Origin of the sequence: Conexibacter woesei DSM 14684, from assembly GCF_000025265.1 — a bacterium.
Classification (GTDB): Bacteria; Actinomycetota; Thermoleophilia; order Solirubrobacterales; family Solirubrobacteraceae; genus Conexibacter; species Conexibacter woesei.
Genome location: NC_013739.1, coordinates 2,631,947 through 2,658,547 on the forward strand (window position 1 = coordinate 2,631,947; position 26,601 = coordinate 2,658,547).

Annotated in this window: 22 protein-coding genes and 1 pseudogene; 10 read left to right on the plus strand and 13 right to left on the minus strand. The window is 74.7% G+C overall.

Translation table 11 applies throughout. From position 1 onward, the window contains the following. Positions 1 to 179 precede the first annotated feature (179 nt). Together CWOE_RS30625 and CWOE_RS12340 are read right to left on the minus strand one after the other, a co-directional pair. Positions 180 to 4,034, minus strand: a complete 3,855-nt coding sequence (locus tag CWOE_RS30625) for a DUF7507 domain-containing protein (protein ID WP_160165511.1) — start codon at positions 4,032 to 4,034, stop codon at positions 180 to 182. Positions 4,035 to 4,132: 98 nt separating this feature from the next. After that, positions 4,133 to 4,942: an alpha/beta hydrolase gene (locus tag CWOE_RS12340; RefSeq protein ID WP_012933948.1), complete on the minus strand. Its 810-nt coding sequence runs from the start codon at positions 4,940 to 4,942 to the stop codon at positions 4,133 to 4,135. A 131-nt stretch (positions 4,943 to 5,073) separates the two neighbouring features. Here CWOE_RS12340 and CWOE_RS12345 point away from each other — a divergent pair, with 131 nt between their 5' ends. The 4 genes and pseudogenes from CWOE_RS12345 (at position 5,074) to CWOE_RS12360 (ending at position 7,030) form a co-directional block, all read left to right on the plus strand. Continuing rightward, entirely contained in the window at positions 5,074 to 5,412 is a 339-nt protein-coding gene (locus CWOE_RS12345; protein WP_012933949.1) for an ArsR/SmtB family transcription factor, read from the plus strand. After that, positions 5,409 to 5,846, plus strand: a complete 438-nt coding sequence (locus CWOE_RS12350; protein WP_012933950.1) for an SRPBCC domain-containing protein — start codon at positions 5,409 to 5,411, stop codon at positions 5,844 to 5,846. The genes CWOE_RS12345 and CWOE_RS12350 overlap by 4 nt, the downstream gene beginning before the upstream one ends. Next, positions 5,843 to 6,211, plus strand: a complete 369-nt coding sequence (locus CWOE_RS12355) for a VOC family protein (protein WP_012933951.1) — start codon at positions 5,843 to 5,845, stop codon at positions 6,209 to 6,211. The genes CWOE_RS12350 and CWOE_RS12355 overlap by 4 nt, the downstream gene beginning before the upstream one ends. A gap of 28 nt (positions 6,212 to 6,239) precedes the next feature. After that, positions 6,240 to 7,030 (plus strand): annotated as a pseudogene (locus tag CWOE_RS12360) (cytochrome c oxidase assembly protein). 5 nt (positions 7,031 to 7,035) lie between these two features. Here CWOE_RS12360 and CWOE_RS12370 read toward each other — a convergent pair. Beyond that, positions 7,036 to 9,444, minus strand: coding sequence for a cation-translocating P-type ATPase (locus tag CWOE_RS12370; protein ID WP_012933954.1), 2,409 nt, complete (start codon positions 9,442 to 9,444; stop codon positions 7,036 to 7,038). 178 nt (positions 9,445 to 9,622) lie between these two features. On the opposite strand from CWOE_RS12370, the gene CWOE_RS12375 reads away from it, so the two are divergent. The 4 genes from CWOE_RS12375 to CWOE_RS12390 all read left to right on the plus strand — a co-directional run bounded on the left by CWOE_RS12375 (position 9,623) and on the right by CWOE_RS12390 (position 12,373). After that, on the plus strand, positions 9,623 to 10,576 hold the full coding sequence (locus CWOE_RS12375; protein ID WP_012933955.1) for a M56 family metallopeptidase: 954 nt from the start codon (positions 9,623 to 9,625) through the stop codon (positions 10,574 to 10,576). Next, positions 10,573 to 10,971 (plus strand): BlaI/MecI/CopY family transcriptional regulator, encoded by a 399-nt coding sequence (locus tag CWOE_RS12380; RefSeq protein ID WP_012933956.1) that lies wholly within the window; start codon positions 10,573 to 10,575, stop codon positions 10,969 to 10,971. Before CWOE_RS12375 ends, CWOE_RS12380 begins: the two co-directional genes overlap by 4 nt. Before the next feature lie 63 nt (positions 10,972 to 11,034). Further along, a complete protein-coding gene (locus tag CWOE_RS12385) occupies positions 11,035 to 11,742 on the plus strand; it encodes a DsbA family protein (protein ID WP_012933957.1) in 708 nt (235 codons plus the stop codon). Then, entirely contained in the window at positions 11,729 to 12,373 is a 645-nt protein-coding gene (locus tag CWOE_RS12390) for a vitamin K epoxide reductase family protein (RefSeq protein ID WP_012933958.1), read from the plus strand. Before CWOE_RS12385 ends, CWOE_RS12390 begins: the two co-directional genes overlap by 14 nt. On the opposite strand, the gene CWOE_RS12395 is transcribed toward CWOE_RS12390, so the two are convergent. The 3 genes from CWOE_RS12395 to CWOE_RS12405 form a co-directional block, all read right to left on the minus strand. Continuing rightward, positions 12,370 to 13,347, minus strand: a complete 978-nt coding sequence (locus tag CWOE_RS12395; protein ID WP_012933959.1) for a sigma-70 family RNA polymerase sigma factor — start codon at positions 13,345 to 13,347, stop codon at positions 12,370 to 12,372. The two genes, CWOE_RS12390 and CWOE_RS12395, sit on opposite strands and share 4 nt — an antisense overlap. 76 nt (positions 13,348 to 13,423) lie before the next feature. After that, the gene (locus tag CWOE_RS12400; protein WP_012933960.1) at positions 13,424 to 13,864 is read right to left on the minus strand and encodes a VOC family protein; all 441 of its coding nucleotides are present in this window, start codon (positions 13,862 to 13,864) and stop codon (positions 13,424 to 13,426) included. An 84-nt stretch (positions 13,865 to 13,948) separates the two neighbouring features. Continuing rightward, complete coding sequence (locus CWOE_RS12405) at positions 13,949 to 14,467, minus strand: OsmC family protein (RefSeq protein ID WP_012933961.1); 519 nt, start codon at positions 14,465 to 14,467, stop codon at positions 13,949 to 13,951. 154 nt (positions 14,468 to 14,621) lie between these two features. Between CWOE_RS12405 and CWOE_RS12410 the strand changes: the two genes are divergently transcribed. Beyond that, positions 14,622 to 15,077, plus strand: a complete 456-nt coding sequence (locus CWOE_RS12410; RefSeq protein WP_012933962.1) for a hypothetical protein — start codon at positions 14,622 to 14,624, stop codon at positions 15,075 to 15,077. Positions 15,078 to 15,091: 14 nt separating this feature from the next. On the opposite strand, the gene pdxR is transcribed toward CWOE_RS12410, so the two are convergent. Then, positions 15,092 to 16,507 carry a MocR-like pyridoxine biosynthesis transcription factor PdxR gene (gene pdxR / locus CWOE_RS12415; RefSeq protein WP_012933963.1) on the minus strand — a complete coding sequence of 472 codons (1,416 nt, stop codon included), beginning with the start codon at positions 16,505 to 16,507 and terminating at the stop codon, positions 15,092 to 15,094. A gap of 48 nt (positions 16,508 to 16,555) precedes the next feature. On the opposite strand from pdxR, the gene CWOE_RS12420 reads away from it, so the two are divergent. Continuing rightward, positions 16,556 to 17,815 carry an MFS transporter gene (locus CWOE_RS12420; protein ID WP_012933964.1) on the plus strand — a complete coding sequence of 420 codons (1,260 nt, stop codon included), beginning with the start codon at positions 16,556 to 16,558 and terminating at the stop codon, positions 17,813 to 17,815. On the opposite strand, the gene CWOE_RS12425 is transcribed toward CWOE_RS12420, so the two are convergent. Genes CWOE_RS12425 through CWOE_RS12450 form a run of 6 tightly spaced genes read right to left on the minus strand, consistent with a single transcriptional unit; the run spans position 17,776 to position 26,585 of the window. Continuing rightward, positions 17,776 to 19,926 (minus strand): hypothetical protein, encoded by a 2,151-nt coding sequence (locus CWOE_RS12425; RefSeq protein WP_012933965.1) that lies wholly within the window; start codon positions 19,924 to 19,926, stop codon positions 17,776 to 17,778. The genes CWOE_RS12420 and CWOE_RS12425 overlap by 40 nt on opposite strands. A gap of 27 nt (positions 19,927 to 19,953) precedes the next feature. Then, the gene (locus tag CWOE_RS12430) at positions 19,954 to 21,684 is read right to left on the minus strand and encodes a CocE/NonD family hydrolase (protein ID WP_012933966.1); all 1,731 of its coding nucleotides are present in this window, start codon (positions 21,682 to 21,684) and stop codon (positions 19,954 to 19,956) included. After that, the gene (locus CWOE_RS12435; RefSeq protein ID WP_012933967.1) at positions 21,681 to 22,556 is read right to left on the minus strand and encodes an SDR family NAD(P)-dependent oxidoreductase; all 876 of its coding nucleotides are present in this window, start codon (positions 22,554 to 22,556) and stop codon (positions 21,681 to 21,683) included. Before CWOE_RS12435 ends, CWOE_RS12430 begins: the two co-directional genes overlap by 4 nt. After that, positions 22,553 to 23,659, minus strand: a complete 1,107-nt coding sequence (locus CWOE_RS34100; protein ID WP_012933968.1) for a type 2 periplasmic-binding domain-containing protein — start codon at positions 23,657 to 23,659, stop codon at positions 22,553 to 22,555. The genes CWOE_RS12435 and CWOE_RS34100 overlap by 4 nt, the downstream gene beginning before the upstream one ends. After that, on the minus strand, positions 23,659 to 24,816 hold the full coding sequence (locus CWOE_RS12445; RefSeq protein ID WP_012933969.1) for a CaiB/BaiF CoA transferase family protein: 1,158 nt from the start codon (positions 24,814 to 24,816) through the stop codon (positions 23,659 to 23,661). The genes CWOE_RS34100 and CWOE_RS12445 overlap by 1 nt, the downstream gene beginning before the upstream one ends. Next, positions 24,813 to 26,585: a CoA-transferase gene (locus CWOE_RS12450; protein WP_012933970.1), complete on the minus strand. Its 1,773-nt coding sequence runs from the start codon at positions 26,583 to 26,585 to the stop codon at positions 24,813 to 24,815. The genes CWOE_RS12445 and CWOE_RS12450 overlap by 4 nt, the downstream gene beginning before the upstream one ends. Positions 26,586 to 26,601 lie beyond the last annotated feature (16 nt).

Consider the following 26,601-nt stretch of genomic DNA (forward strand, 5'->3'; position numbering starts at 1 on the left):
CTACTGCGCGGCTCCCGTCCCGGCATCCCCCTGCGGGCGGACCTGCGCGCTCCGCCCGCGGGGGGAAGGGCCGGCGTGCGTGTCAGCCCGCGCGCGGCCCCGGCCCCGCCCGCGGCCGCCCTCCCGCGCCGGGCGCCCCTCCCGCGCGGCCACCCGCCCGCGGCCGCCCGCCGCGCGCGTCAGCCCGTCACGCCGCCGCCGCGCCCGCTCCCCGCCGCCGGCAGCACCTGCAGCCGGGCGCGCGCACGCGCGACGGCGCGTGCGTTCGCGCCCGTCGCGACCGCGGTGTTCGCGAGCGTGCCGGCGCGCGCGGTCCGCGCCACGTGCGCCGTCAGCCGGAAGCGCAGCGTGGTGCCGGCCGCGACGCGGCTGCGCGTCCAGCAGGCGTTGCCGCGCCGCATCTGCGCGCCCGGCGCCGAGCGGTAGGAGAGGCCGGCCGGCAGGCGGTCGCAGACGCGCAGCCCGCGCGCGTCGCCCGGTCCGGCGACGCGGACCGCGATCGTGAAGCCGACGAGCCCGCCGGCGCGCACCGTGCGGCGGTCGGCGGTCTTCGAGACGACGAGACGCGTCGCCTCTGGCGCCACGTCCACGCGCGACCGCGCTGCGTTGTTCGCCGTGTTCGGGTCCGCGGTCGCGGCGCTCACGCGCGCGGCGTTGACCAGCTCCCCGGCCGCCTGCGGCACGACGGTCAGCACGATCGACGCGCGTGCGCCGGAGGCGAGCGTGCCGAGCTGGCAACGCAGCGCCGGCGCGCTCGCGCAGCGACCCGCGGCCGTCCTCGCCGAGACGAATCTGACCGATCTCGGCAGTGTGTCGGTCACGACCACGTCGCTCGCCGCCTGCGGCCCGCGGTTGCGCACGACCAGCTCGTAGCGCAGCCGCTCGCCGATGACCGCTCGGCCGAGAGCGCGCTTGCCGAGGACGAGGTCGGCGCTCGCCGCCGCGGGGGAGACCGGCGGGCCGGTCGGCGTCGTCGGAGTGGTCGGCGGAACGGGCGGCTCCGGCGGTCTCGGCGGCTCGGGGTCGCGCGGCGTCACGGCGATCGTCGCGTCGTCGCTGTTGTTGGCCGTGAGCGGGTCTCTCGTGTCCGATCCTGCGCTCGCGAGGTTCGACAGCTGCTGCCCGGCGAGCGAGTCGCCGACGGTCGCGGTCACCGCGAACGTGCGCGAGGCGCCGCTGGCGAGCGTGCCGGCGTCGCACGTCAGCGAGCCGCCGGCGGCGGCGCAGCCGGGGGCGGAGACGAGCGTCAGCCCGGCCGGGAGCGCGTCGGTCACCTGCACGTTCAGCGCGCTGCTGGGGCCGTTGTTCGTGACGGCGAGGCTGTAGGTCACCTGTCCGCCGGCTCTCGGCGCCGCCTCGTCGACCGTCTTTGACAGCTCGACGTCGGCCGCGGGGATCACGACGCTGGTGGTCGTCGCGGCGTTGTCGGTCAGGTCCGGGTCGCCTGTGGTGGTGGTGACGACGGCCGAGTTCGACAGCACCGTCCCCTCGGTCGAGGGCAGCAGCGTCCCGGTGATCGTGACCGTCGCGTCACCACCCGAGACGATCGGTCCGAGCGGGCAGCGCACGGTGTTGTCCGCCGGCGTGTGGGTGCACGGGTCGCCCTGCGACGACACCGCCGATCCGAACACGAACCCGGCCGGCAGCGGATCGGTCACGTGGACGCCGAGCGCGGTCTGCGGCCCGTCGTTGTGGACTCTGAGCGTGTATATCGCCGGCGCGGTCGAGTCGAGCGGGTCGGGCGACGCCTCCTTCACGATCGAGACGTCGGCGGTCGGCGCGACGGTCACGCTCGCGTTCGACCCGTTGTTGTCGGTCACGGGGTCGACGACGGCCGATCTGACCTCCGCGATGTTGGTCGCGACGATCGGGCCCGGGCCGGTCGCGTTCACCGTCGCGACCACCGTCACGGTCGCCTCGGCGCCGACCGCGAGGTCGCCGAGGTTGCAGGTGACCGGGCCGGTCGTGCACGAGCCCTGGCTCGCGCTCGCGGAGTCGGCCGCGAGGCCGGCCGGCAGGAAGTCGTCGACGACGACGCCGGGCGCCAGCGACGGACCGCCGTTGCGGACCCGCACTCTGAACGTCACCTGCTCGCCGGTCAGCGCTGCGAGCGGCGTCGCGGTCTTGAACAGCGAGAGGTCCGCGCGCGTCGTCGCCTGGCCGACGTTCGTGCCCGCGTTGTTCGACAGGTCGGCGTCGCCGCCGCCCATCACGATCGCGGTGTTGGCGATGCTGCCGACCGGCGGCGGGTCGGTCGCTCTCGCGGTGATGCTGATCGCGGGATAGCTGGCGCCCGCTGCGAGTCTGTCCGAGCGGGAGCATTCGACGCTCACCGGCGCCGCCGCCGGCAGGACCGCGGGCGTGCAGGTCCAGCCGGCGCCGCCGACCGCGACGACCTCGTCGAACGCTCTTCCCAGCCCACCGGGGAAGTCGTCGGTCACCGTCACCGTTCTGCCGTCCGTCGCGGCGGTGCCGGAGTTGGTCACGGTGAGCGTGAAGTCGACCGTGCCGCCGCCGACCGCGACGAAGTTCGCCGGCGTCTTGGCGACGACGAGGTCAGGCGCGGCGACGGTCGAGGTGGCGGCGTTCGAGTCGGCCGACAGCGGAGCGCCGAGCGTTCTCGCGAAGAAGTCGGCGTGGGCGGCGTTGACGAGCTGCGTCCCGGCAGGGACGCTGTCGACCGTCACGTCGAAGGTCACGACCGCCGTCCCTCTGCCGCCCTCCAGGATCCCGCCGTGGGTCGAGGTCGCGCCGGTGCCGACGTTGTAGAAGACGCGACGGGTCGCGGGGTCGTAGAACGCCCCTGGCGGGTTCGGCACGCCGTTGATCGTGAGCGAGCCCGGCACGAACGCCGTGTGGTCCGGGATCTCGTCGCTGATGACGACGTTCGTCGCGTCGTCGGGGCCGGTGTTGGCCGCTCTGACCGTGTAGCGCAGCGTGTCGCCGGCCTCGACCAGGCCGCCGCCGAGATCCTGCACGGCCTTGCTCAGCTCCACGTCCGGCGCGATCAGCTCGGTCGCGAACGTGACGACGCCGGGGAAGTAGGTCTCGCCGCCGGTCGTCAGCCGGATCGCGGCGCTCGTGTCGCCGTTGCCGAGGATGCCGCTGGCGTCCGAGATGATCGAGTCATAGCCGAGCTGGTTGACGTAGTTCGGGTCCTTCGCGGTGAACTGCACGCCGCCGTGGGAGATCGCGCTGTTGAAGAAGTTGTTCGCAGGGTTGGTGGCGTCTCTCAACGTCGTCGTGTTGAGCTTCGCGCTGTCGCCGGTCGAGCCGGCGTCGCCCTCGTAGGCGACGAAGCCGAGCTGTGTGCTGACCGCGCCCGTGGGCGGGGTCTTGAAGCCGTCGACGCCGATCGTGACGTTTCTGTTGCCGCTGTTGACGACCTGGAAGCCGTCGAAGATCGACAGGTTGCGCGGCGGCTGCGCGGTGTCGCGGTAGGCGACCACGAGCGACCAGCCGGCCTGGCGGTCTCTGCCTGTGCCGGCCTGCACGTTGCCGACCCAGTAGGTGCCCGCGCCGGCGGCGGCGACCTGTCTGGTGACGTCGACCGCGCCCTGGAAGTCGTTGCCGTCGGTCGTGAGGAAGTCGAGCTGCGAGGCGAGCAGCGGCTGGTAGGCGGTCTCGCCTGGGACCTTCAGCTGCACGGTGTCGCGCGCGGCGGCGTTCGGCGGCGGCGCGCCGCCGTCGCCGGTGCCGGAGTCGCCGCCCCAGTAGAGCATCGCCTTCAGCACGGTCGCGCCGGGCGGCAGCGCGAGGTCGGCGCTGGACGAGTTGAAGATCCCCGGCCCGCCGGCCGGGTCGGCGTCGACGTACTGCATGACGTACGCGTTGTTGTTGTTCGCCGACGCGGGCGAGGCGGTGCCGGCCTGCGCGGCCGCGCACTGCGCGTCGGCCGCCGGGCACGTCATCAGCGTGTTCGCGACGATCGTGACGTCGCCCGTGTCGTTCGTCGCGAAACGCTGCTCGAACGTCCGCGCGGCGCCTGACGCCGTCGCGCTCCACACTGCCAGCAGCGCAATCGCCGCGGCCACCACCGCTCCCGCCTGCCAACCCCGCATCCGCGCCATCCCTTTGTCGCGCCTCACTCGGCACATAGCCGCTCAAGGCGCTTCTATCCAGAACGGCCGGATCAGGAACCAGCGTGCTTCGCCGCCCACGTCAGCGCGTAGTCGGCGACGTCCTCCCAGCCGTCGATCGCGGGCAGGAGGTGGGGCCCTTCGAACTCTCTGACCTCGGTGACCGTGTCGGACTTGTAGTGCTTGGCGTTGGACTGCTGGATCTTCGGCGGCATCAGGTGGTCGTCGCTGCCGGAGATGAACAGCAGCGGTGCGCGCTCGTCGTTCTTGTAGTTCACCCAGGTGTCCTGGTGGCCGGGCTGGAGGTTGGCGAGCGCGCTGCCCCAGAAGATTCTGCCCGAGGCCGGGATCGCGTAGCGCTCGTAGAGCCGCTGTGACTCCTCTTCGCTGAAGGTGTTCGTGAACGCGTAGTACCACTGCTCGTGCGTGAAGCCGACCGCCTTGTGACGGTTGGCCGGGTTCTTCAGCACCGGCAGCGCCGCCTTCACCTGCGACAGCGGGACGATCGGGACGCCCTCGGTCGGGGCGGAGTTGATCGCGACGCCGGCGGCGCCGAAGCCGCGGTCGAGCAGCATCTGCACGAACGCGCCGCCGGCCGAGTGGCCGATCAGGATCGGCGGCTCCTCCAGCGCCCCGACGACCGACTCCAGCTTCTCCATGATCGCCGGCACCGTCAGCGCCTCGATCGGCCCCGTGTCGGCGTTGAGCGCCTCGACCTCGACCTCGAAGCCGGGGTAGGCGGGGGCGAGCACGTGGTAGCCCGCTCTCTCGTAGCGCGCGATCCAGTGCTCCCAGCTGCGCGGCGTGACCCAGAAGCCGTGGACGAGGACGATCGTGTCGGGTCTGGCCGCGTCGCTGGTCATGCGTCGGTCCTCTCGCGTGGGGTGAACGGTGGCTGGAGGCCGACCGTACAGGCGGCTGTCGGCCAGCGCCAGCGCCAGCGTTGACACGAGCGCGCGAGCCGCTATATTCAACTTCTGTGTTGATCAACCAAATGGATGAACAGGACCGGCTCAGCGCGACGTTCGCCGCGCTCGCAGACCCGACGCGGCGCGCCATCCTCGCGCGGCTGACGGAGGGGGAGGCGACCGTGAACGAGCTGGCGGAGCCGTTCCCGATCAGCCTCCAGGCGGTCTCCAAGCACCTCAAGGTGCTTGAGAGAGCAGGGCTGATCGCGCGCGGGCGCAGTGCGCAGCTGCGGCCGTCGCGGATCCAGGGCGAGGCGCTCAAAGGCGTCGCCGACTGGGTCGCCGACTACCGCGAGTTCTGGGAGGAGAGCTTCGACCGGCTCGGCGAGCACCTGACCGAGCTGCAGCGGAGAGCGGCGAGATGAGCGCGGAGAGAGCGTGGGAGATCGCGATCACGCGGATCTACGACGCGCCCCGCGAGCTGGTCTGGAGAGCGTGGACCGAGCCCGAGCAGATCGCGCGTTGGTGGGGCAAGCGCGGCTGGAGCACGCCGCTGTCGTCGGTCACGCTCGACGTCCGTCCCGGCGGCGTCTTCCGGCTGCTGTCGATCTCCGAGCACGACGGCAGCCACATGCAGCTCGACGCGGTCTACCGCGAGGTCGTCGCGCCCGAGCGGCTGGTCTTCGGCGGCGCCGACGGCCGGGTCGGGACTGTCACCTTCACCGACCTCGGCGACGGTCGCACCGAGATGGAATTCCACACCACGATCCACACGACCGAACAGATCCGGCGTGCGGCCGAGGGCGGCTTGTCGAGCGCCTTCGACCGCCTCGCCGAAACACTCGAGGAGCAACGATGAACATCACCGGCGTCGACTTCATCACCGTGCCGACGCGCGACTTCGACGCGGCGAGCGAGTTCTACACCGACGTGCTCGGCCTGACGCAGTCGGTCAGATGGGGCGACATGCCCGCCGCCGAGTTCGAGACCGGCACACTGACGATCGCGGTCATGCAGTCCGACGCGTTCGGGCTCGCGTTCGCGCCGCACACGCACCCGATCGCGCTGCACGTCGACGACGTCCACGCGGCGCGCGCCGAGCTGGAGGGCAAGGGCGTCACGTTCGGAGCCGAGACGCTCGACAGCGGCGTCTGCCACATGGCGCACTTCTCAGATCCGGACGGCAACGCGCTGATGTTCCACGGCCGCTACGCGCCGCGCTGAGGGGCCGCTCTACTACGATCAGTAGTAGATGACCACGGCCGCCGTCGTCCTGCTCGCCCTCGCGGCGTTCGCCGTCTACCTGCGGGGCTGGCGGGCGCTGCGGGCCGCGACCGGCCCCGACGAGGCGAGCGGCCGGCGGCTCGCGCTGTTCGCCGGCGGGCTGGCGGTGGCGGCCGGCGCGCTCGCCGGCCCGCTCGACGCGCTCGCCGACGGCTCGCTGCTGGTGATGCACGCCGTGCAGCTGCTGCTGCTCACGACGATCGCGCCGCCGCTGCTCGTCGCCGGCGTGCCGCACGGCTTCGTCGTCGCGCGTGACGGCGCGCCGCGCGCGTTCGTGCGCCCGCTCGCGAACCCGCTCTGGTGCCTGCTGGCGTTCGTCACCGTGGTGTGGGTCTGGCACGCGCCGCCGCTGTTCGACGCCGCCGGCGGCGACGCGGCGCTGCGCGCGCTCCAGCACGCGTCGTTCCTCGCCGTCGGCGTCGCGCTCGCGTGGCCGCTCGTCGGCCCGTTGCCAGGGCTCCCGCGCCGCCTCACGGGCTTGCGCAGCTCGTCTATCTCGGCGCCGGCGAGCTGGCCGTCGGCGTGCTCGGGATGTGGCTGGCCTGGTACCCGAAGCTCGCGTACGACGGCTACGGCACCGGCACGTGGGGCCTGAGCGCGACGGCCGACCAGTCGCTCGCGGGCGTCGTGCTGCTCGTCGTCGCCGAGCCGCTCGTCGTGATCGAGGTCGCGATCGTCTTCATCCGCGTGCTTTCCAGCTCGCAGGGCGAGCCGGACGACGCCGCGCAGGCGTCCGGCGCAGGCGCGCGCTCGCGGTAGGGCGTTCAGCGGGCGCCGCTCGCCGCGGCGGCGCGCCGCGGCGCGGGCAACAGCGGCAGCCCGCGCAGCCGCCCGCGCGGCGCGCCGACGAGCACCCGCAAGCCCCACAGCACGACGACGAGCGAGGCGCCGACGTCGGTCGCGACCGCCGCCCACAGCGGCAGCAGGCCGAACGCCAGCAGCACCGCGGCGACCGCCTTCGTCGCGAGCGAGAAGGCGATGTTCGCTCGCACCGTCGCGCGGGTCCAGCGGGCGAGGCCGATCAGGCCGGCGACCTTGCGCGGGTCGTCGCCCATCAGCGCGACGTCGGCGACCTCGATCGCCGTGTCGCTGCCGGCGCTGCCCATCGCGATCCCGAGCGTCGCGGCGGCGAGCGCGGGCGCGTCGTTGACGCCGTCGCCGACCATCGCGACGCCGTCGCCCAGCTCGCCGATCAGCCGCGCCTTGTCCTCGGGCAGCGCGTCGGAGCGGACGTCGGCGACGCCGGCCTCGCGGGCGACGGCGTGCGCCGTGGCGGCGTTGTCACCGGTGATGAGGACGGTGCGATCGATCCCCAGCCGCGCGAGCTGCGCGGTCGCCTCGCGCGCCTCCGGGCGCGGCGGGTCGGCGAGCCCGAGCACGCCGAGCGGGAGGTCGTCGCGCGCGAGCACGATCGCCGTCTGCCCGGCCTCGCGGCGCGCGTCGAGCGCACGCTCGACGGCGGGCGTCAGCGTCCGCGCGCCGAACATCGCCGGCTTGCCGATCGCGACGGCGGCGCCGCCGACGAGGCCGCTCGCGCCGAAGCCCGTCTGCGCCTGGAACTCCTCCACCGGGGCGAGGGTGAGCCCGCGCTCGCGCGCGGCCGCGACGATCGCGGAGGCGAGCGGGTGCTCGGAGCCGGCCTCCAGCGCGGCGGCAAGTGCCAGCAGCTCGTCCTCGTCCACCTCGTCCACCGCGTCGCCGCCGAGCGTGTCGAGCGCAACGAGCCGCGGCCGGCCCGCGGTCAGCGTGCCGGTCTTGTCGAATGCGACCGTCTCGATCGCCGCCGCGCGCTCCAGCTGCTCGCCGCCCTTGACGAGGACGCCCGCGGCCGACGCGCGGCCGAGCGCGGAGACGATCGTCACCGGCGTCGAGAGCACGAGCGCGCAGGGGCAGGCGAGGATCAGCAGCGCGAGCGCCGAGTAGAAGCTGTCGGCGAAGGCGACGCCGAAGAAGAGCGCCGGGACGGCGGCGACGAGCACGGCGAGCGCGATCACCGCGGGCGTGTAGACGCGCGCGAACGCGTCGACCCAGCGCTCCGACGGGGAGCGGCGCGCCTGCGCCTCGGCGACGAGCGTGCCGATGCGGGCGAGCGTCGTGTCGCCGGGCGCCGACTCGACGGTGACGACGAGCCGGCCCTGCGCGTTGAGCGTGCCCGCGAAGACGTGGTCGCCCGGCTCCTTGTCGACGGGCACCGACTCGCCGGTGATCGGCGCCTGGTCGACGGCGGAGCGCCCGTCGAGCACCGAGCCGTCGGCCGGCAGCCGCTCGCCCGGCCGCACGACGACGACGTCGCCGAGCTGGAGCGCGGACGCGGCGATCTCCGTCTCGCTGCCGTCCGCGGCGCGGAGCCGGGCGCGCTCGGGCGCGAGCGTCACGAGCGACGCCAGCTCACGGCGGGCGCGCGCGACGGCGCGCCCTTCCAGCAGCTCGCCGATCGAGAAGAGGACGACGACGAGCGCCGCCTCCATCCACGCGCCGATCGCGATCGCGCCGATCGACGCGACCGTCATCAGGAACTTGATCTCCGGCCGTCGCGTCACCCACAGCGCGACGAGCCCGGAGCGCGCGATCGGCCCGATGCCGGTCGCGACCGCCGCGCCGTAGAGCCACGCGGCGGGCAGGTCGGTGGCGAAGTCGACAACGACGGCGAGCAGCAGCAGGACGGTCGCGACGCCGGTCAGCAGGTTGGGGTCGAGCAGGCGCCGCAGTCTGGCGCCCGCGCTCCCCGCGCCTGCGCCGGTCCCGGGGAGGGACGCTCTGTAGCCGAGCCGCTCGACGCGCTGCGCGACCGCGGCGGCGTCGAACTGGTCTCGCTCGTGCTCCACCAGCATCCGGCCGGTCGTGAAGCTGACGTCGACGCCGCTCACGCGCGGGAGCCGCGCGACCGCGTCGGAGACGGTGCGCGCGCAGCCGGCGCAGTCCATCCCGTCGACCGTGACGATCGTGTGGGCGTAGTGGTCGGAGAGACCGGCGCGCGCGGCGCGCAGCGCCTCCTGCACGCACGTGGTCGAGCAGCGGTCGGCGTCCAGCTCGACGAGCAGGCTGTCGCCGCGGCTCGACGCCTCGACGGAACCGACGCCGTCGTGCGCGGCGATCGCCGCGCGCAGGCGGCCGGCGCAGTCGCCGCACTCGTCCGGCGCGCGCAGTGGAAGCTCGACCCTGGTGGTGCTCATGCCATCCACCCTGGCGCTCATATGCGCAGATGTCAATATGTCGCAGAGATGTCGCGAAGAGGTCTCATTCCCGCAACAGTGACGGGCGCCGCCGCCGGGGCGGTCGCGAGGTGAGGCATTCTGCACCCCTATAGGGGGAGCAGATTGACGAAGGTCCCGAACATCTAGCCTGTCGGCCATGCTCAGCCGACCCCGCGCTCCGAGCCTGCATGCGACGCTCGCGGCGCTCGGCGTCCTCGCGACGCTGCTGGCGGCGGTGACCTTCGTCACGTCCCTCGCCCTGCACGTCGGGCCACACGCCGGTCCGTTCGCCGCGGTCGCGGCGTGCCGCGGCTTCCTCGCGACGCACGCGACGCTCGGCTGGGCGCTCGTCGGCGGCCTCGGAGCGCTGGTGGCGACCGTCGCGATGCGGGCGGCGCGCGCCGTGCGGCGCCATCGGCGTGCGAGCAGCCGCAGCCGCGCCGCTCTCGCGCGCGCCAGAGCGTGCACCCTGCTCGGCCGAGAGGCCCACCTGCTCGACGATCCGCGCCCGCTCGCGTTCTGCGCCGGCCTGCTGCGGCCGCGCGTCTACGTCTCGCAGGGAGCGCTCGACGGCCTCGGCCGCGACGAGCTGCTCGCGCTGCTCGCGCACGAGGCCCATCATGCGCGACGCCGCGACCCGCTCCGCCGCGTGCTCGCCGACGTGCTCGCGGAGAGCCTCTTCTTCCTGCCGGTCCTGCGGCCGCTCGGCGAGCGCCGCGCCGCGCTCGCGGAGCTGCGCGCCGACGCCGCGGCGGTCGCGGCGTGCGGCGGCGACGTGCGCGCGCTCGCCGGCGCGCTGCTGTCGTTCGAGCAGGCCGACCTCGGCGCGGCGCACGGCGTCGACCCCGAGCGGGTCGACCGGCTCGCCGGCCTCCCGACCGGCTGGACGCCGCCGCTGGCGCCGCTGCTGGCAGCGTTCGCCGCGCTCGCCGGCGTGCTCGCGGTCCCGCTCTTCGCGGTCGAGCACGCGACCGGCGCCGCGCTCGACCTGACCGCCTTCGGCGTCTCGGTCTGCGTCGCGGCGCTCGTCGCGCTGCCGCTGCTGGCGGCGGCTGCCGCCCCCGCCGTGACCGCCGTCCTGCGCGACCGCCGCAGTACGCTGACACCGTGACGAGACCCGATCCGCAGGTGCCGCCAGCCGTCGCCGGCCTCGAACGCGAGGTGATGGAGGAGGTCTGGGCGCATGACGGCGAGGAGCTGACCGTGCGCCAGGTGCTCGACGCGCTCAACGGCCGCGACGAGCGCCAGCGCGCGTACACGACGCTGATGACCGTCCTCTCGCGTCTGCACCGCAAGCGCCTGCTCGACCGTCGCCGCGACGGCAGGACCGACCTGTACAGCGCGGTGCTCCCGCGCGAGCAGTACGTCGAGGCGCGGGCGCGCGAGGAGGTCGACGCGCTCGTCGGGACCTACGGCGACGTCGCGCTGGCGCACTTCGCGCGGCGCGTCGCCGAGCAGGATCCGGGCAGTCGCGAGCGCCTGCGCAGGCTTGCCGGGCGCGATTGACCAGGGCCGTCTACTACGACGTGTAGTAGGATCCGGGCGCGCCGCCACCGCGGCGTCCCGTCCATGACCCGCAACGTCAAGATCTCCATCGCGCTGGTCGCGATCGTCGTGCTCGCAGGCGTCACGCTCGCGTTCGCGACCGACTCCGGCGACAGAGGCGCGCCGACGACGGCCGCCGCGACGACGGCCTCCGCCGCGGCGACGGGAACGGGGACGGCCGCACAGGCCGCGCCGGCGCCGCAGGCGATCCGCCCGGACTCGCACCGTCTCTCGACGGCCAGGGACGGCCGCGTCACGCTCGTCGAGTTCCTCGACTTCGAGTGCGAGTCGTGCCGCGCGCTGTACCCGTACCTGGAGCAGCTTCGCGCCGAGTACGACGGTCGCGTCACGTTCGCGATCCGCTACTTCCCGATCGCCAGCCACACGAACGCGCAGCTCGCCGCGCAGGCCGTCGAGGCCGCGAGCCTGCAGGGGAGGCTGGAGCCGATGTACAGAACGATGTTCGAGACGCAGGCGGAGTGGGGCGAGTCGCAGGAATCCAGACGCGCGACGTTCCTCGGCTTCGCCAGCAGACTCGGCCTCGACATGGACCGCTTCCGCAGGGACCTCGACGACCCGAGAACCGCCGCGCGCATCGCTCGCGACCAGGAGGAGGGCCTGGCGCTCGGCGTGCAGGGCACGCCGACGCTGTTCCTCAACGGCGAGCAGCTTCAGCTCGAGTCGGTCGACCAGCTGAAGGCGGAGATCGACGCCGCCCTTGCCGGCAGCTGACCTCGCGCCGCAGCCCGCCGCGGCGGACGCCGACGCGACCGGCGCCTTCCTCGCGCGCGCGATCGGCTGGATCCTCACGTTCGCCGGCGCCGCCGGGCTGCTCGCGGCGTTCACGCTGACGGTCGAGAAGATCCGGCTGCTGGAGGACCCGACGCACGTCCCGGCGTGCTCGATCAACGCGGTCCTCTCGTGCGGGTCGGTGATGAGCAGCCCGCAGGCGGAGGCGTTCGGCGTGCCGAACCCGCTGCTCGGGATCGCCGGCTTCTCCGCCCTCGCCGCGCTCGGCGTGGCGCTCGTCGCGGGCGCGCGGCTCCCGCGCTGGCTGTGGCTCGCGATCCAGGCCGGCGTCACCTTCGCGCTCGGCTTCGTCCACTGGCTCTTCTTCCAGAGCGTCTACCGGATCGAGGCGCTCTGCCCGTACTGCATGGTCGTCTGGGTCGCCGCGATCGTCGCGTTCGTCTACGTGACGCTCCGCAACCTCGCGGAGGGAGCGCTCCCGACCCCGCGCGCGCTGCGCGTGCCGGCCGCCGCCGCGGTCCGCAACCACGGCGTGATCGTGACCGTATGGCTGCTCGCCGTCGGGCTGCTGATCGGCGTCGCGTTCTGGGACTACTGGCGGACGCTGCTCTAGGCGTCGAGCCGCGTCGGGAGCCCGAACTCGGCGAACAGCTCGGGGTATATGAAGTGGTGCAGGCCGCTGATCGCCCCGCCGTTCATCTCCAGCACGACGATCGCCCACGGCTCGTAGCCGTTCTCGACCGGGTGGTAGATCGCGATCGCCGGGCCGCCGTTGGCGGAGGTGACGAGCACTCTCGAGCCCTCGCAGTGGGCGCCGGGGCCGAGCATGAACGGGGCGACCTGCTCGGGCCCCTCCAGCCACAGCGCCAACGGCGGCATCGAGAACTTCGCGTCGTCGTGCAGCAGCGTGACGAGCGAGCTGATGTCGTAGCGCTCGAATGCGTCGACGTACCGTCTCAGCAGCTCCTGCTGCTCGGCGTCGTCGACCGCGGCGGCGGAGTCGCCGGCGTCGAGGTCGAGCGACTCCAACGTCGCGCGGGCGCGCTGCAGCGCGCTGTTGACGGAGGCGACGGAGGTGTCGAGCAGCTCGGCGACCTCGGTCGCCTGCCAGCGCAGCACCTCGCGGAGGATCAGCACCGCGCGCTGTCTGGGCGGGAGGTGCTGGAGCGCGGCGACGAACGCGAGCCGCAACGTCTCGCGCGAGTCGACCACGGAAGCCGGGTCGGACTCGGTCGGCAGCACGCGTGCGTCGGCGATCGGCTGGATCCAGGTCGACTCCGGCAGGCCGGCGCCGAGCGCGGCGTCGGCGTTGGAGGAGGGGCCGAGATCCATCGGCTGCGCGCGCCGCTGCGAGCTCTGGAGGATGTCGAAGCAGACGTTGCTCGCGATCCGGTAGAGCCAGGACTTCAGCGCGGCGCGCGCCTCCAGCCGGTCGGCGGCTCTCCAGGCGCGCACCATCGTCTCCTGCACCGCGTCCTCGGCCTCGCTGCCGGAGCCGAGCATCCGGTAGCAGTAGCCCGTCAGGGCGCGGCGGTGGGATTCGAGCTCGCGCTCGATGCCGAAGCTTGCGTCAGAGCTACTGAGCACAGCGGCACATGGTACGCGGTAGGGGCGACGGGCAAACGTCCGGCGCCGCGACGGCGCCGGACGCGTGGTGCGCACGCTAGACCGGCTGGGCCATGTCGGCCGGGCCCTGCTCGACCGCCTCGGCGCTCATCCACATGACCTCCCACAGATGCCCGTCGAGGTCGTGGAAGCTGCGCCCGTACATGAAGCCGTAGTCCATCGGGTCGCGTGCGACCGTCCCGCCGGCGCCGAGCGCGGTGTCGGCGAAGCGGTCGACGTCGTCGCGGTCGATGGCCGAGACGCAGACGATCGCCTCGGTGGTCGCGGTCGCGTCGGCGATCGGCTTGGAGGTGAAGTCGGCGAAGCGGGCACGGTCGATCAGCATCACGAACGCCTGCTCGCTGACGACCATGCACGCGCACGACTCGTCGGTGAACTTCGGGTTGAACTCGAAGCCGAGCGTGCCGAAGAACGCCTGCGAGGCGGCGACGTCGGCGACGGGGAGATTCACGAAGGTGAGACGGGACTGCGAGGCCATGACGCCCTCCTGGTCGAAGTGATCTGGACGCCAAGACCCGGGGCCGCGCCGGAACTCATCGGTCGCCGCCGGACGTTCTTCCGCTCAGCTTGCGCCGGCGGGCTCCGCTGCGATGGCGAGCTCGCGCTCGACCGGCGTCGCGTTCGAGAACAGGTCGAGCACGGGGCAGTGCTGGTCGACCGCCTCGGCAAGCTCGCGGTAGCGCTCGGCCGGCTCGGGCCCCTTCGGCGTCACGACGATCCGCACGTCCGTGAAGCCGGCGCGCACCGACGTGTCGAGCCCGAGGAAGCCGCGCAGGTCGAGCTCGCCTTCGGCCCTGACCTCGACGTCGTCCAGCTCGAGGCCGAGCTTCGTCGCCCACACGCGGTACGCGATCGCGTGGCAGGAGGCGAGCGCGATCAGCGCGTGCTCGACGGGCGAGGCGCCGGCGTCGGCCCCGCCGAGCGCGGGCGGCTCGTCGACGGTGACGGCGTGGCGGCCGGAGCGCAGGGCGACCTTGGTCGGTCCCGTGAGGCTGCCGGTCACGCGGAATCCGACCTGCGCGTTGGCGGCGTCGGCGTCGACGGCGGCGGTGAGGGTGTCGAGGGCGGCGGGCAGCGACATGACGGACTCCGTTCGGTCGGCGAGCAATATTCGATGAAGACGGTCGACTCTATCGAGTATGCGGATCGCGGTGGGGCGGCCGTAGGATCGATCGATCGGCTGGACCCTCACCCACCAGACGACGCTGGCGCCGAGCGGGCGCGAGCCGCGTGACGTGCTCGCCGCGGCGGCGCTCGCCGCGGTGCTGAGCGGCGCGCCCTCCACGCTGGACATGCTGCGGCGCGGCGGCGACCCGCTTGCGAGCGTGCGCGCGGCCGGCGCGCTGCTGGTCGGCGCGGACCGTTCGGACGGCGTCCTGATCGCGGCCGCCGTGCCCGTCCACGCCGCGCTGTCGCTCGGCTGGACGGCGATGCTCGCGCGGACGCTGCCGGCGCGGCACGAGCCGCTGCGGGGCGCCGCCGTCGGCCTGGCGATCGCCGCGCTCGACCTCGGGCTCGCCGCCGCCTGCGGTTCCCGCGCGTCCCGCTTCGCACCCGTCGCCGCGCTCCCGCAGGTGTCGCAGTGGGCTGACCACGTCACCTTCGGCCTCACGGTCGGGGTCATGCTGCGGCGGGCGCGGCTCCGCTCCGCGGGCGCGTCCGCGACCTTCGGCAATCTGCACCCCCTGTAGGGGTGCAAACGGCCTCAGATCCCGCGCGCTGTCGCAGCGAGCCGGGCGACGCCCTCGGCGATCGCCTCGGTGCTGAGCTGTGCGTAGCCGAGCACGAGCGCGGGTGGGGCCGCGCTCGGGTCGGCGTGGTAGCGGGCGAGCGGATGCGCGGCGACACCGTCGCGCGCGGCGGCGGCGAGCAGCGCGTCGACCGCCGCGGCGGAGGTCCCGCGGGGGAGGTGGGCGACGGCGTGGAGGCCAGCGTCCATCCCGGTCAGCTCGATCGCCGGCGCCGCCTGTGCGAGCGCCGTCGCGAGCGCCGTGCGGCGCTCGCGGTAGCGGCGCCGCAGCTGGCGCAGGTGCCGGTCGTAGCCGCCGCTGTCGATCAGCTCGCTGAGGGCGAGCTGGTCGAGCGCCGGCGTGCCGCGGTCGGCGAGCCGCTTGGCCTCGACGAGCGCCGGCACGAGCGCCGCGGGCGCGACGATCCAGCCGAGCCGCAGCGCCGGCGCCAGCGTCTTGGAGGCGGAGCCGACGTAGGCGACGTGCTCGGGCGCAAGCCCCTGCAACGCGCCGACCGGCGTGCGGTCGTAGCGGAACTCGGCGTCGTAGTCGTCCTCGATCACGAGGCGATGCTCACGCGCCCAGTCGAGCAGCCGCGCACGGCGCGCCGGCGCGAGCGCGACGCCGAGCGGGAACTGGTGCGTCGGCGTCGTGACGACGGCGCGGGCGGTCGTCCGCGCGAGCGCGTCGATCCGCAGGCCGTCGGCGTCGACCGGCACCGGGACCGTCGCGAGCCCGCTGCGCGCGAGCATCGCGTCGCGGTCGACCACGCCGGGGTCTTCGAGCGCGACGACCGTCTCGCCGCGCTCGCGCAGGGCCGCGCCGAGCAGTCCGAGCGCCTGTGCGAAGCCGCCGCAGATCACGATCCGCTCTGGTGCGGCGGCGACGCCGCGGACACGTCGCAGGTAGCCGGCGAGCGTCGCGCGGAGTGCGGGCTCGCCCTGCGGGTCGGGGTAGCCGAACGCCGCCGCCGGCGCGTCGCGCAGCGCCCGCACGAGCACCCGTCGCCACGCCGTGCGCGGGAAGGCGCCGAGGTCGGGCAGGCCGGGGCGGAAGTCGAAGCGCGGCGGGGGAGGCGTGGGGCCGGGCGGCGGTGGGGTGTCCTCGAGGGAGGGGCTCGTCGCGGCGACCCGCGTGCCCGATCCGCGGCGGGCCTCGAGGTAGCCCTCGGCGACGAGCTGCGTGTACGCCTCGACGACGAGCTGGCGCGAGACGCCGACGTCGGCCGCGAGCACGCGCGACGCCGGCAGGCGGGTGCCCGGTGCGAGCGTGCCGCCGCGGACCGCCTCGCGCAGCGCCTCCTCCAGCTGGGCGTGCAGCGGCGGCGCGCCGGGCGCGCGGTCGAGCGGGAGCAGCAGCTCCGGGCCTGAAGTGGACTGAGGATCCGGCATCGGAATGGTCCTTCTGTCTGTACCGCTTCGAGCCTAGCGTGTCGGGCGATGACACCTTCGGCCGAACCGCGAACCAGCCCGCAGCCGCAAGCCGCGCCAACCGCGCCGCTCCCGCGTGCGACCGCCGCCCGCCTCGCCGTCCTCGCGCTCGGCACGTTCGCCGTCGGCACCGACGGCTTCGTCGTCGCCGGCGTGCTGACGCGGATCGCGGACGACCTGCGCGTCTCGGTCGCCGCCGCGGGCATGCTCGTGACCGCCTTCGCGATCGCCTACGCGGTCGCGGCGCCCGTCCTCTCGACGTTGCTCGGCCGGCTCGGCGGGCGCACCGTGCTCGCGCTCGCGCTGCTCGGCCTCGCCGTCACCAACGCGCTCTCCGCGCTCGCCCCGAGCTATCCGCTGCTGCTCGGCGCGCGGGTGCTCGCCGCCGTCGCGGCGGCGGCCTACACGCCGACGGCGTTCGCGACCGCGGCGCAGCTCGCGCCGGAACGCTGGCGTGGGCGTGTGCTCTCGGTCGTCAGCGGCGGGCTGACGGTCGCGCTCGTCGTCGGCGTCCCGCTCGGCACGCTGATCGGCCGGCACGCCGGCTGGCGCGCGACCTTCTGGACGGTCGCCGCGCTGAGCGCGCTGGCGCTCGCCGGGGTGCTCGCGACGCTGGCGCCGCTGCCGGCGCGGTCGCAGGGGCCGTTGCGGGAACGGCTCGCGCTGCTGCGTCATCCCGCGACACTGCGGATCCTCGCGCTGACGCTCGTCGCGATGGCCGCCAGCTACGCCGCCTACACCTACGTCGACGCGATCGCCGCTGCGGCGACCGGCTCGGACGGCGGCGTCGGGCTCGTGCTCGCGGTCTACGGGATCGGCGCGCTGCTCGGCAACGGGCTGACCGGCGTCGCGAGCGATCGCTGGGGGCCGCGCCCGGTGATCGCCGCGGCGCTTGCGGTGCATGCCGCCGCGCTGGCGCTCGTCGGCCTGCTCGCGGCCGTCGCGCCCGCCTGGGCGCTGGCGCCGCTGGTCTTCGCAGCGGGCGCGTGGGGCGCGGGCATCTGGATGGTGACCGCGCCTCAGCAGCAGCGCCTGCTGCGCGCCGAGCGCGAGCGCGGCCCGCTCGCGCTGTCGCTCAACAGCTCGGCGATCTACGCCGGGATCGGGCTCGGCTCGCTGCTCGGCGGCGTCGTCCTCGACACGCTCGACCCCGCCGCTGTCTGCGCCGCGGGCGTGCTCGGGACGCTGCTCGCGCTCGCGCTGCTCGGCCGCACAAAGCCCGCCCGTGCCTACGCCGACGCCACGATCCCGTCCGTCGACACGTCGTAGGAACGGCCGGCGACGACGAGGCCGCGCAGGCGTGCGTCCGGGTCGACGGCGGCGAGCCGCGGGGTCGCGCGCGGCGCGCTGCCGTCGAACGGCACGTCGACGCCGAAGAAGCCCTGGATCACGAGGTCGGCGAAGGCGCCGGCCGACGAGCACGCCCAATCCATCAGGTAGGGCTCCTGCGGCGGCCCCTTCGGCGCGCCGCGGTCGGCGTGCGCGGGCACGATCCCCTCGACGAAGTGGCCCTGCGCGAACGGTCCCTGGTGCGCGCTGCTCGCCAGCCCCGGCAGCCATGCCGCCGCGAGGTCGTCGCGGCCGAGGCGGATCAGCGCGTGCGCGGCGTCGGCCGGCCACGCCGTGTACGCGCCGTTCCACTGGTGGTCGGGGCGGTTGCTGAACGCCGCGTCGGGGTCCGACGCCGACAGCGCGCGCATCCACGTCTCGCTCTGCAGCTCGCGCGCGAAGAACGCGACCATCTCGTCGCGCTGCGCGTCCGGCAGGTCGCCGGCGATCGCCATCGCGACGGTGTTGAAGTCGTACGCATGCGCGACCGAGACCAGCTCGCCGCCGGGCTGGCGGGCGGCCCAGTGGCCGCTGCCGGCGACGTACAGCTCCTGCACGTCGCCGACGAGCGCGTCGGCCGCGACGCGCAGCTCGGCGGCGGCGCCGTTATCGCCGCGCACCGCCGCCAGCTCGGCCGCGACGCGCATGCACCAGACGTTCATCGCGTTCAGCGACGCGACCTCGTGGACGTACGAGCTGACGCACTCCAGCAGGTTGTCCGTGCCGCCGTAGTCGGCGAGCGCGTGTCTGCCGCGCAGGCCTCTCCAGGCGGTCGCCCACTCGCCCAGGTGGTCGGCGACGGTGCGCGCGCCGCCGTCCGCCGTCGCGATCTGCCGGTCGAGCCAGTCGCGCTCGCCGCTGAAGCGGACGTAGTCGCGCACGAGCCGCGTCATCGCGAAGTCGTTGACCGAGTACCAGTAGCCGACGGGCGCGCCGGTCAGCCACTCGGTCCCGAAGTGGGTGTGGATGTCGGTCGCGATCCAATGCTCCAGCTGGCGCCGCATCGTCTGCGGGTCGAGCAGCGCGTGCACGGTCGAGCTGAGCGAGTAGTCCCAGATGAACGTCGTCGACTGCCAGTAGCGCGGCATCAGCGTGTCGTAGCTGCGCCCGAGCACGCCGTCCGGGCTGTCGCGGCGGAACCACAGCACGCCGAGCACGCCGGCCCAGTACAGCTCTCGCAGCGCGTCGTTCGACGTCTCCAGCACGGGCAGCGAACCGCTCGTCGCGCCGGCGCCGGGCGTGAACGCGTCGGTCAGCTCGCGCGCCCACAGCTGCTCCGCGGCCCGCACCGCGCCGGGCACGTCGGCGGCGAGCCGGTCGAACGTCTCCAGCGCCTGCTCTTGCGCGTGAGCGAGCGCTTGCACATAGCCGATCCGCCACGTCGCGCCGGGTTCGATCCGCGTCTCCGCCTCCAGGCGGCTGAGCGAGTGGATCTCCTCGCCGCGCCAGGCGGCGCCGTCAGCGCCGCTGTCGGCGGGCGCGCTCGCACCGGGGACGATCAGCGCGGGCGCGGCGTCGAAGCCCTGCACGCAGGCGGCGCCGGTGGCGGGGGAGGAGCCGACGATCGCGCCGCGTGCGCGGTCGACGTCGAGCCGGTTGGCGTCGCTCGGTGGGACCGGCGCCAGCCACGGCTCGGCCGGTTGCGCGACGGCCGAGGCGAGCGCCAAGCCGAGCCGCAGCTCGCGCGCCTCGCCGCCGTGGTTCGTCACGCGCACGTCGACCACGACCGCCGTCTCGCCGGGTGGGCAGACGGTCGTCGTCTCGATCTCCAGCTCGCCGACGCGCGCGCTGCGGATGACGCGGTCGGGCCGCCACACGACGGTGATGGGCACGCCGAGCGAGCGGAGGAAACGGCCGTCGAGGAACAGCTGCCCACTGATCGTGTCGCCGCTGCCGAGCGGCGGGAAGTTGACGCTGCGAACCGCGACGAGGTCGTGGTCGACCTGCGCGGCGCCGAGGAAGTTCGTCAGCCCGGGCGGGTTGAACGTGTCCTCGAAGCGGTGCGTCATCGGGTCACTGGCGAGGTCGTCGAGCGTGGGGATCGCGTGCATGGGCTTTCGGTTCGGTGGGTCGGCGGGTCAGGTCGGGACGACCGGCAGCTCCAGCCACGAGGCGCGCGCCGCGTCGTGGAAGACGCGCTGATGCGCGGGCGTCAGGTCGCATGCTCGCGCCTGTGCCGGATCGCCGCCGGTGTTCGGGTTGCGGTCGAAGCGGGGGAAGTTGCTGCTCGACAGCTCGAGCTGGACGCGGTGGCCGCGGCCGAAGACGATCGACGTCGGTCCGACCTCGATCGTGAACCGCTCGGGCCGGCCCGGCTCCAGCAGCCGCGTGCTGTCGAGCCCGTCGCGGCAGCGGGCGCGGAGGATGCCGTCGGTCACGCCGAGCGCGCGCCCGTCCGGCCGCACGTCGATCAGCTTGGCGGTCCAGTCGGTGTCGAGCGCGGAGCTGGCCGCGTGCAACATGAGCCGCACCGCGCCCGTCACCTCCAGCTCGTGCGGGAGCGGCGCGCTGGTGTAGAGGAGCACGTCGGGACGCGCCTGCACCGCGCGCTGGTCGCGCGCGCCGAGCGCGATCGACGCCTCGTGGCCGGGCATCAGCGTCCGCCCGCCGGTCGTCGGGACGGGGTTGGCCGGGTCGTACACATAGGTGCGCTGCGACTCGCCGGTCTCCGGCGGCTCCCACGTCAGCGACGCGTCGGCGCGCAGGTGCAGCCGGCGCGTGCGGGCGCGGGCGAGCGGCCAGTCGTCCTCGTCACGCCAGCGGTCGGCGCCCGCGACGAAGATGCGGACGGGCGGAGCGTCGGGGTCGGGCGCTTCGCCGCCGAGCACCGAGTCGAACCACCGGAGGTGCAGGTCGGTCGGGTCGAGCGCGTAGCGGCTCGCCTCCGGGCCGTAGATCAGCTCGCCGACCGCGTCGCCCCAGCCGGCGTGCGCCCACGGCCCGACCACGAGCCGCTGCGGCGCGCGGCCGGCGGCGCGCAGCGCTACGTAGCCCTCCAGCGTGCCGGGCAGGAAGACGTCGTGCCAGCCGCCGAGGTGGAGCGCCGGCACGTCGATCGCGCCGAACCGTTCGCGCGGCGAGATCGCGCGCCAGAAGTCGTCGCGCAGCGGGTGCGCGAGCCAGTCGAAGTAGGACGGCGCCAGCTCCGCCAGCAGTGGGTGGTCGGTCAGCGGCAGCCGCGCGTACGCGGCGAGCGGGTCGGCCAGCTCCGCTTCGAGCAGCTGCTCCAGCGCGGCGACGTCCTCGCCGCGCTCTCTGCGCCGCGCCAGCTCGCCGGCGGCGAGCGCGCGCGCCCAGTTGAGCGCGAAGCCGAGCTGGAACGCGCCGCCCTCGTAGAACCAGTCGTCGTGGTAGTCGGCGGCGGTGACGTGGGGGAGCAGCGCGCGCAGCGCGGGCGGCCGCTCGCCGGCCGCGAGCAGCTGCGTCGCGCCGACGTAGGAGCCGCCGTACATCGCGACGCGCCCGTCGCAGAACGGCTGCGCGGCGGCCCAGGCGACGGTCGCGGCGCCGTCGGCCGCCTCGTGCACGAGCGGCTCGAACGTCCCCTCCGACGCGTAGCGGCCGCGCACGTCCTGCACGACGACGGCGTACCCGGCCGCGACCGCGCGCGCCGGGTCCAGCCCGGTCTGCACGACGAGCGCGAACGACTTGTCGTACGGCGTGCGCTGGAGCAGGACGGGGGCGGGCTCGCCGTCGGCCGGGCGCCAGACGTCGGCGCGCAGCGTCGTCCCGTCCGGCAGCGGGACGGGCACGTCGCGCTCGATGCGGACGTCGACCGTCGTGCGGGTCGGCCAGGCCTGCGCGCTCATGTCGAGAGCTTGGCGGTCGCGCCGCCGTCGGCGAGGTACGTCGAGCCGGTCACTGCGGAGGCGTCGTCGCTCAGCAGGAACGTGATCACGCGCGCGATCTCGGCCGGGTCGATCACGCGCCCGATCGGCTGGCGGGCGCCCCACTCGGCGACCGCCGCGGCGGGATCGCCGGGCGAGAAGCGGTCGGCCGCCTGGTCGAGCATCGCCGTCCGCACGGCGCCGGGCGCGACCGCGTTGACGCGGATCCCGTCGCGCGCGTGGTCGAGCGCGAGCGTGCGCGTCAGCGCGACGATCGCCCCCTTCGAGGCGGCGTAGGCCGGCACCAGCTCCTGGCTCGCGAACGCCTGCGTCGAGGCGACGTTGACGATCGCGCCGCCGCCACGCTCGCGCAGCAGCGGGATCGCGTGGCGGAGGATCAGGAAGACGCCGCGCAGGTTGGTGTCGAGCTGGACGTCCCACTCCTCCTCGGTCAGCTCGTCGAGCCGCCCGTAGCGGACGACGCCGGCGCTGTTGACGACGGCGTCGAGCCCGCCGAACCGCTCCGCGACCGCGGCGACGGCGGCGCGGCAGGAGGCGCCGTCGCGGACGTCGCAGCCGAATGCCGCCACCTCGCCGCCGCCGTTGTCCGCCGCCGCCACGACCGCATCGGCGACCGCGTGAGCGGCCCGCGGGTCGAGGTCGACCGCCCCGACTCGCGCCCCCCGAGCCGCCAGCTCGCGCACCGTCGCCGCCCCGATCCCACTGCCCGCGCCCGTCACGAGCGCGACGCGGCCCGCGAAGGGGAGAGTCGCGCCGCTCGCGCCAACCGCGTCGCTCGCGCCGGCCGCGTCGCTCGCGCCGGCCGCGTCGCTCGCGCCGGCCGCGCCAGTCACGCCGCCGCCGCCTGTATCGCGTCCAGCCGCCCGGTCAACCGCGCGGCGATCCGCTCCGCCGGCTCGCGCTCGGCGAGCGCGCGCGCCAGCTCGGCGCCCGCCTCGCGGTGGAACGCCGGCCATGCCGGGTGCGCGGGGCGGACGTAGGCGGCCTCGATGCTGCGGCGCGTGTCGGCGTAGAAGCCGCCCGCCGCGCCGGCCAGCCGCGGTGCCGACCAGACGGCGGCATGCGCGGGCTGGCCGCCGTGCGCGAGCACGACGTCGCGCTGTGCGCGCTCCTCGCACAGCCAGGCGGCGAACGAGGCCGCGAGCACCGCGTCCCTGCTCGACGCCGAGACGGTCAGCCCGGCGCCGCCGAGGATCGGCGCCCGCCGCCCCGCCGGTCCCGTCGGCGCCTCGCCGAAGCGCAGCTCGCCGCCCGCCAGGCCGCTGTAGCCGAACGTCAGCGGCACGTACGCGATCGGTTCGCCGGCCGCCATCCGCACCAGCAGCCGCGGCGGCGCGCTCGTCCACGACGCGGGGTGCAGCAGCGGCGTCAACTCCGCCAGCAGCTCGACCGCCGCCGCCGGCACCTCGCCGCCGAGCGCGAGCGGCTGCCCGAGCGTCGCGGCGATCGACAGCAGCGCGCAGAGCGCGTCGGCCGGCAGCAGCGGCAGCGCCACGAGCCCCGGCCGCCGACGCGCAAGCCCCAGCACGGCCGGCCACGTCTGCGGCTCCGGCTCGCCCAGCTCTCTCAGCAGCAGCGGGCGCCGCGCGCTGACCTGGCAGGCGGCGTCGACCGCGAGCGCCCACGTCGCGCCGTCCCAGCGGTAGCTGCGCCCGCTCGGCCCGACCGCCTCGCGCGCCAGCCGGCGCACGCGCTCGGCCGGCAGCAGCTCCTCCAGCGGCCGCAGCGCGTCGCGCCCGACCGCCTCCGGAATCGCCGGGTGGTCGATCACGAGCAGGTCGTAGCCGGCTGAAAGCTCGTGCAGCGGCCGGTCGTTGAAGTCGGCCAGCGGGCGGAACTCCCACGCGACGGTGACGCCCGTCAGCGCTTGCCACGCGGCGGAGGCGGCGAGCATCGGCTCGATGCAGCGCGGGTGGTCCCAGCCGATCGCGCGCATCACGCCGGCTCCAGCGCTCCCAGCACCGCCGCGGTGTCCTGGCCCGCGCGCGGCACGCCGCGCCGCAGCCGCGGCGGCGTCTTGGAGAACGAGAACGGCGAGCCGACGGTGCGGAACGTCGCGCCGGGGTCGTCGCCGACCGGCACCTCCCACAGCAGCCTGGCGTGCGCGAGCTGCGGGTCCCGCTCCAGCGCCGCGTGGTCCTGGACCGGCGCGCACCAGACGTCGTGCGCGTCGAGCAGCTCCAGCCAGCGCGCCGTCGTGTCGGTCGCGAAGTGCGCGTCGAGCAGCGCGTGGACGGTGTCGCGCTCGCTGAACGCCAGCTCGTCGCTGTCGAAGCGGTCGAGCCAGTCGACCCCGAGGATCTGCCCGAGCCGCGGCAGCGCCATCATCGCGAGCGCGAGGTGGCCGTCGCTCGTCGTGTAGATCCCGAACGGCGCCGTTCCGCCGACGTGGCCTACGTTCCCCGCCGCGCGCTCCAACGGCTCGTCGCGGTTGAGGTGGACGGTCAGCTCCTGCTGTTGCGCGGCGACGGTGCAGGAGAAGAGGTCGACCGCGACGCGCTGGCCCTCGCCGCTCGCGTCGCGGTGGCAGACCGCCGCGAGGATCGCGGTCACGAGGTGCATCCCCGTGTACTCGTCGGCGATCCCGATCCCACACGCCATCGGCGGGTCGTCGCGCCGGCCGGTCAGCGTCAGCGCGCCCGTCATCGCCTGCGCCAGCAGGTCCTGGCCGGGGCGGCCGGCGTACGGGCCGGTCTGCCCGTAGCCGCTGGAGCTGGCGTAGACGATCCGCGGGTTGCGCTGCGCGAACGCGTCGTAGCCGAGCCCGAGCCGCTCCATCACGCCGGGGCGGAAGTTCTCGACGACGACGTCGGCGTCCTCGGCCAGGCGCAGGATCGCGGCGATCGTGTCGGGGTCCTTCAGGTCGACGGCGACCGAGCGCTTGTTGCGGTTGAACGCGAGGAACGAGTCCATCTCGCCGTGGGTGCGCGAGGCGAGGATCCCCCAGTGGCGCATCCACTCGCCGCCGGGCTTCTCGAACTTGACGACGTCGGCGCCGAGGTCGGCGAGGATCTGGGTCGCCAGCGGGCCTTGCAGCAGCTGGGTGAAGTCGAGCACTCTGAGGTGCGAGAGCGGTCCGTGCTCGTCGGTCACGTCGGTGGTCCTCCATCGGTGGCGGCGGCGAGCAGCTCCTCCTCGCGGTCGAGCAGCTCGTCGATCAGGGCGCCGCGCTCAGCGGCGGGGACGAAGTCGAGGCGCCGCACGCCGAGCGGGTCGACGCGCTCGCGCAGCGCGGTCAGCTCCTCGGCGGTCGGCGCGGGCGTGGTCTTCAGGTCGTCGGCGACGCGCAGCGGCCAGCCGGTCCGCTCCTTCACCTCGGCCAGCTCGACGCCGGGGTGCAGGTGGGTGAGGACGAGCGGTGCGCCGGGGTCGGCCGGGTCGCGGTCGAAGCGGCCGAGGTCGGTCAGGACCGTCATCGGGCCGGGCAGGACGCGCGTCGCGCTACGGACGTCGACGCGCTGCACCGTGTTGCGTCTGCTCTGGCGCGGCAGGTAGAGCAGGAACGACGCGTGCAGGTTGGCGACGTCGGCCATCCCGCCCTGGCCGGGCAGACGGATCTGACTTCCGTCGGGTCGGCGGATGCTGATGTTGTTGGTGGCGCCGGTCGCGTCGAGCTGGGCGGTGCCGACGACCTCGTGCGTGACCCGGCCCTGCTGGTAGTACCAGTGGTAGGTCTCGTCGCCGCCGGCGTGCGCGGCGGCGCTGTCGAAGTCGAGCTGTTCCGCGAGCGACAGCGTCATCGGCCGCCAGCCGACGTCGACCAGCCCGCCGTTGAACGACATCAGCAGCAGGTCCGGCGCCCACAGCAGCTTCGCGAGCAGGTACGCGACCGTCGGCAGCGGCGAGGCGGAGCCGACCGTCGCCACCCCACCCGCCGCGACGGTCCGAGCGAGCGCGCAGACCATCGTCTCGGCCGGGGTCGTCCTGGATTGCTGTCGTCCTGCGACACCAAGGCAGGACAACCCATGGCGGATCGCGGCGGGCGGGACCTTGGCGGCGGCGCGGGCGCGGGGGTGGGGCGCCAGCGCCGCGGCGTCGAGCGGCGCGTCGGGGTCCGCGGCGAGCGCTCTGAGGCGGCGCAGGTCGGCGGCGTAGTGGGGGAGGGAGGAGGTCGGGTACGCGCCGTCGGGGGCGAGCGCGACGCCGCTGACGAACGTCCGCGGGATCACGAACGCGCCCGGCGCGCCCAGCTCGCCGACGGCGACGCGCTCCTCGACGGTGACGAGCAGGCGGTCGGCGGCGAACAGCAGCGAGCGGTCGAGCCCGCCGGCGCCGCGCAGCTCGACGTTGCCGGCGTCGTCGGCGCGGGAGGCGTGTAGCAGGACGTGGTCGAGCTGGAGCGCGGGGACGAGGTCGACCGCCCCGGCGGCCCCGGCCGCGCCGGCCGCGCCGCTCGCGCCGGCCGCCCCGCTCGCATCGCCCCCGGTCGGCCGTGACCAACCGGAGCCGAGATCGGTCCCCGCGAGCTGCTGCATCGGCTCGAACGGGAGCCGGCGGCTGCGCGCGTTCAACGCGCTGATCATGCCGAGCGCCGTCCACTCCTCCAGCTCCAGCTCGCCCCGCTCGATCGCGCGGCGGAAGCGCGGCGCGAGCCCGAAGACGTCGAGGCTGGAGAACGTCAGCTCGGCGCGTGCGACGGCGCCGGCGTCGAGCAGCAGCTCGAGCGCGAGCCCGCCGCCCCAGGCGACGTACGTCAGCTCGCGGCGGCCGGCGCGGCGCAGCTCCAGCAGCTGGGCGACCGGGATCCGCGTGAAGTGGAAGCCGCCGACGCCGACCCGCGCACCGTCGCCGACGTCGCTCAGCAGCGCCTCGACCGACGGACACCACGGCGCGGAACCCTCGAAGAAAACCGGTTTCCTCACGGTCGAGACTGTAATC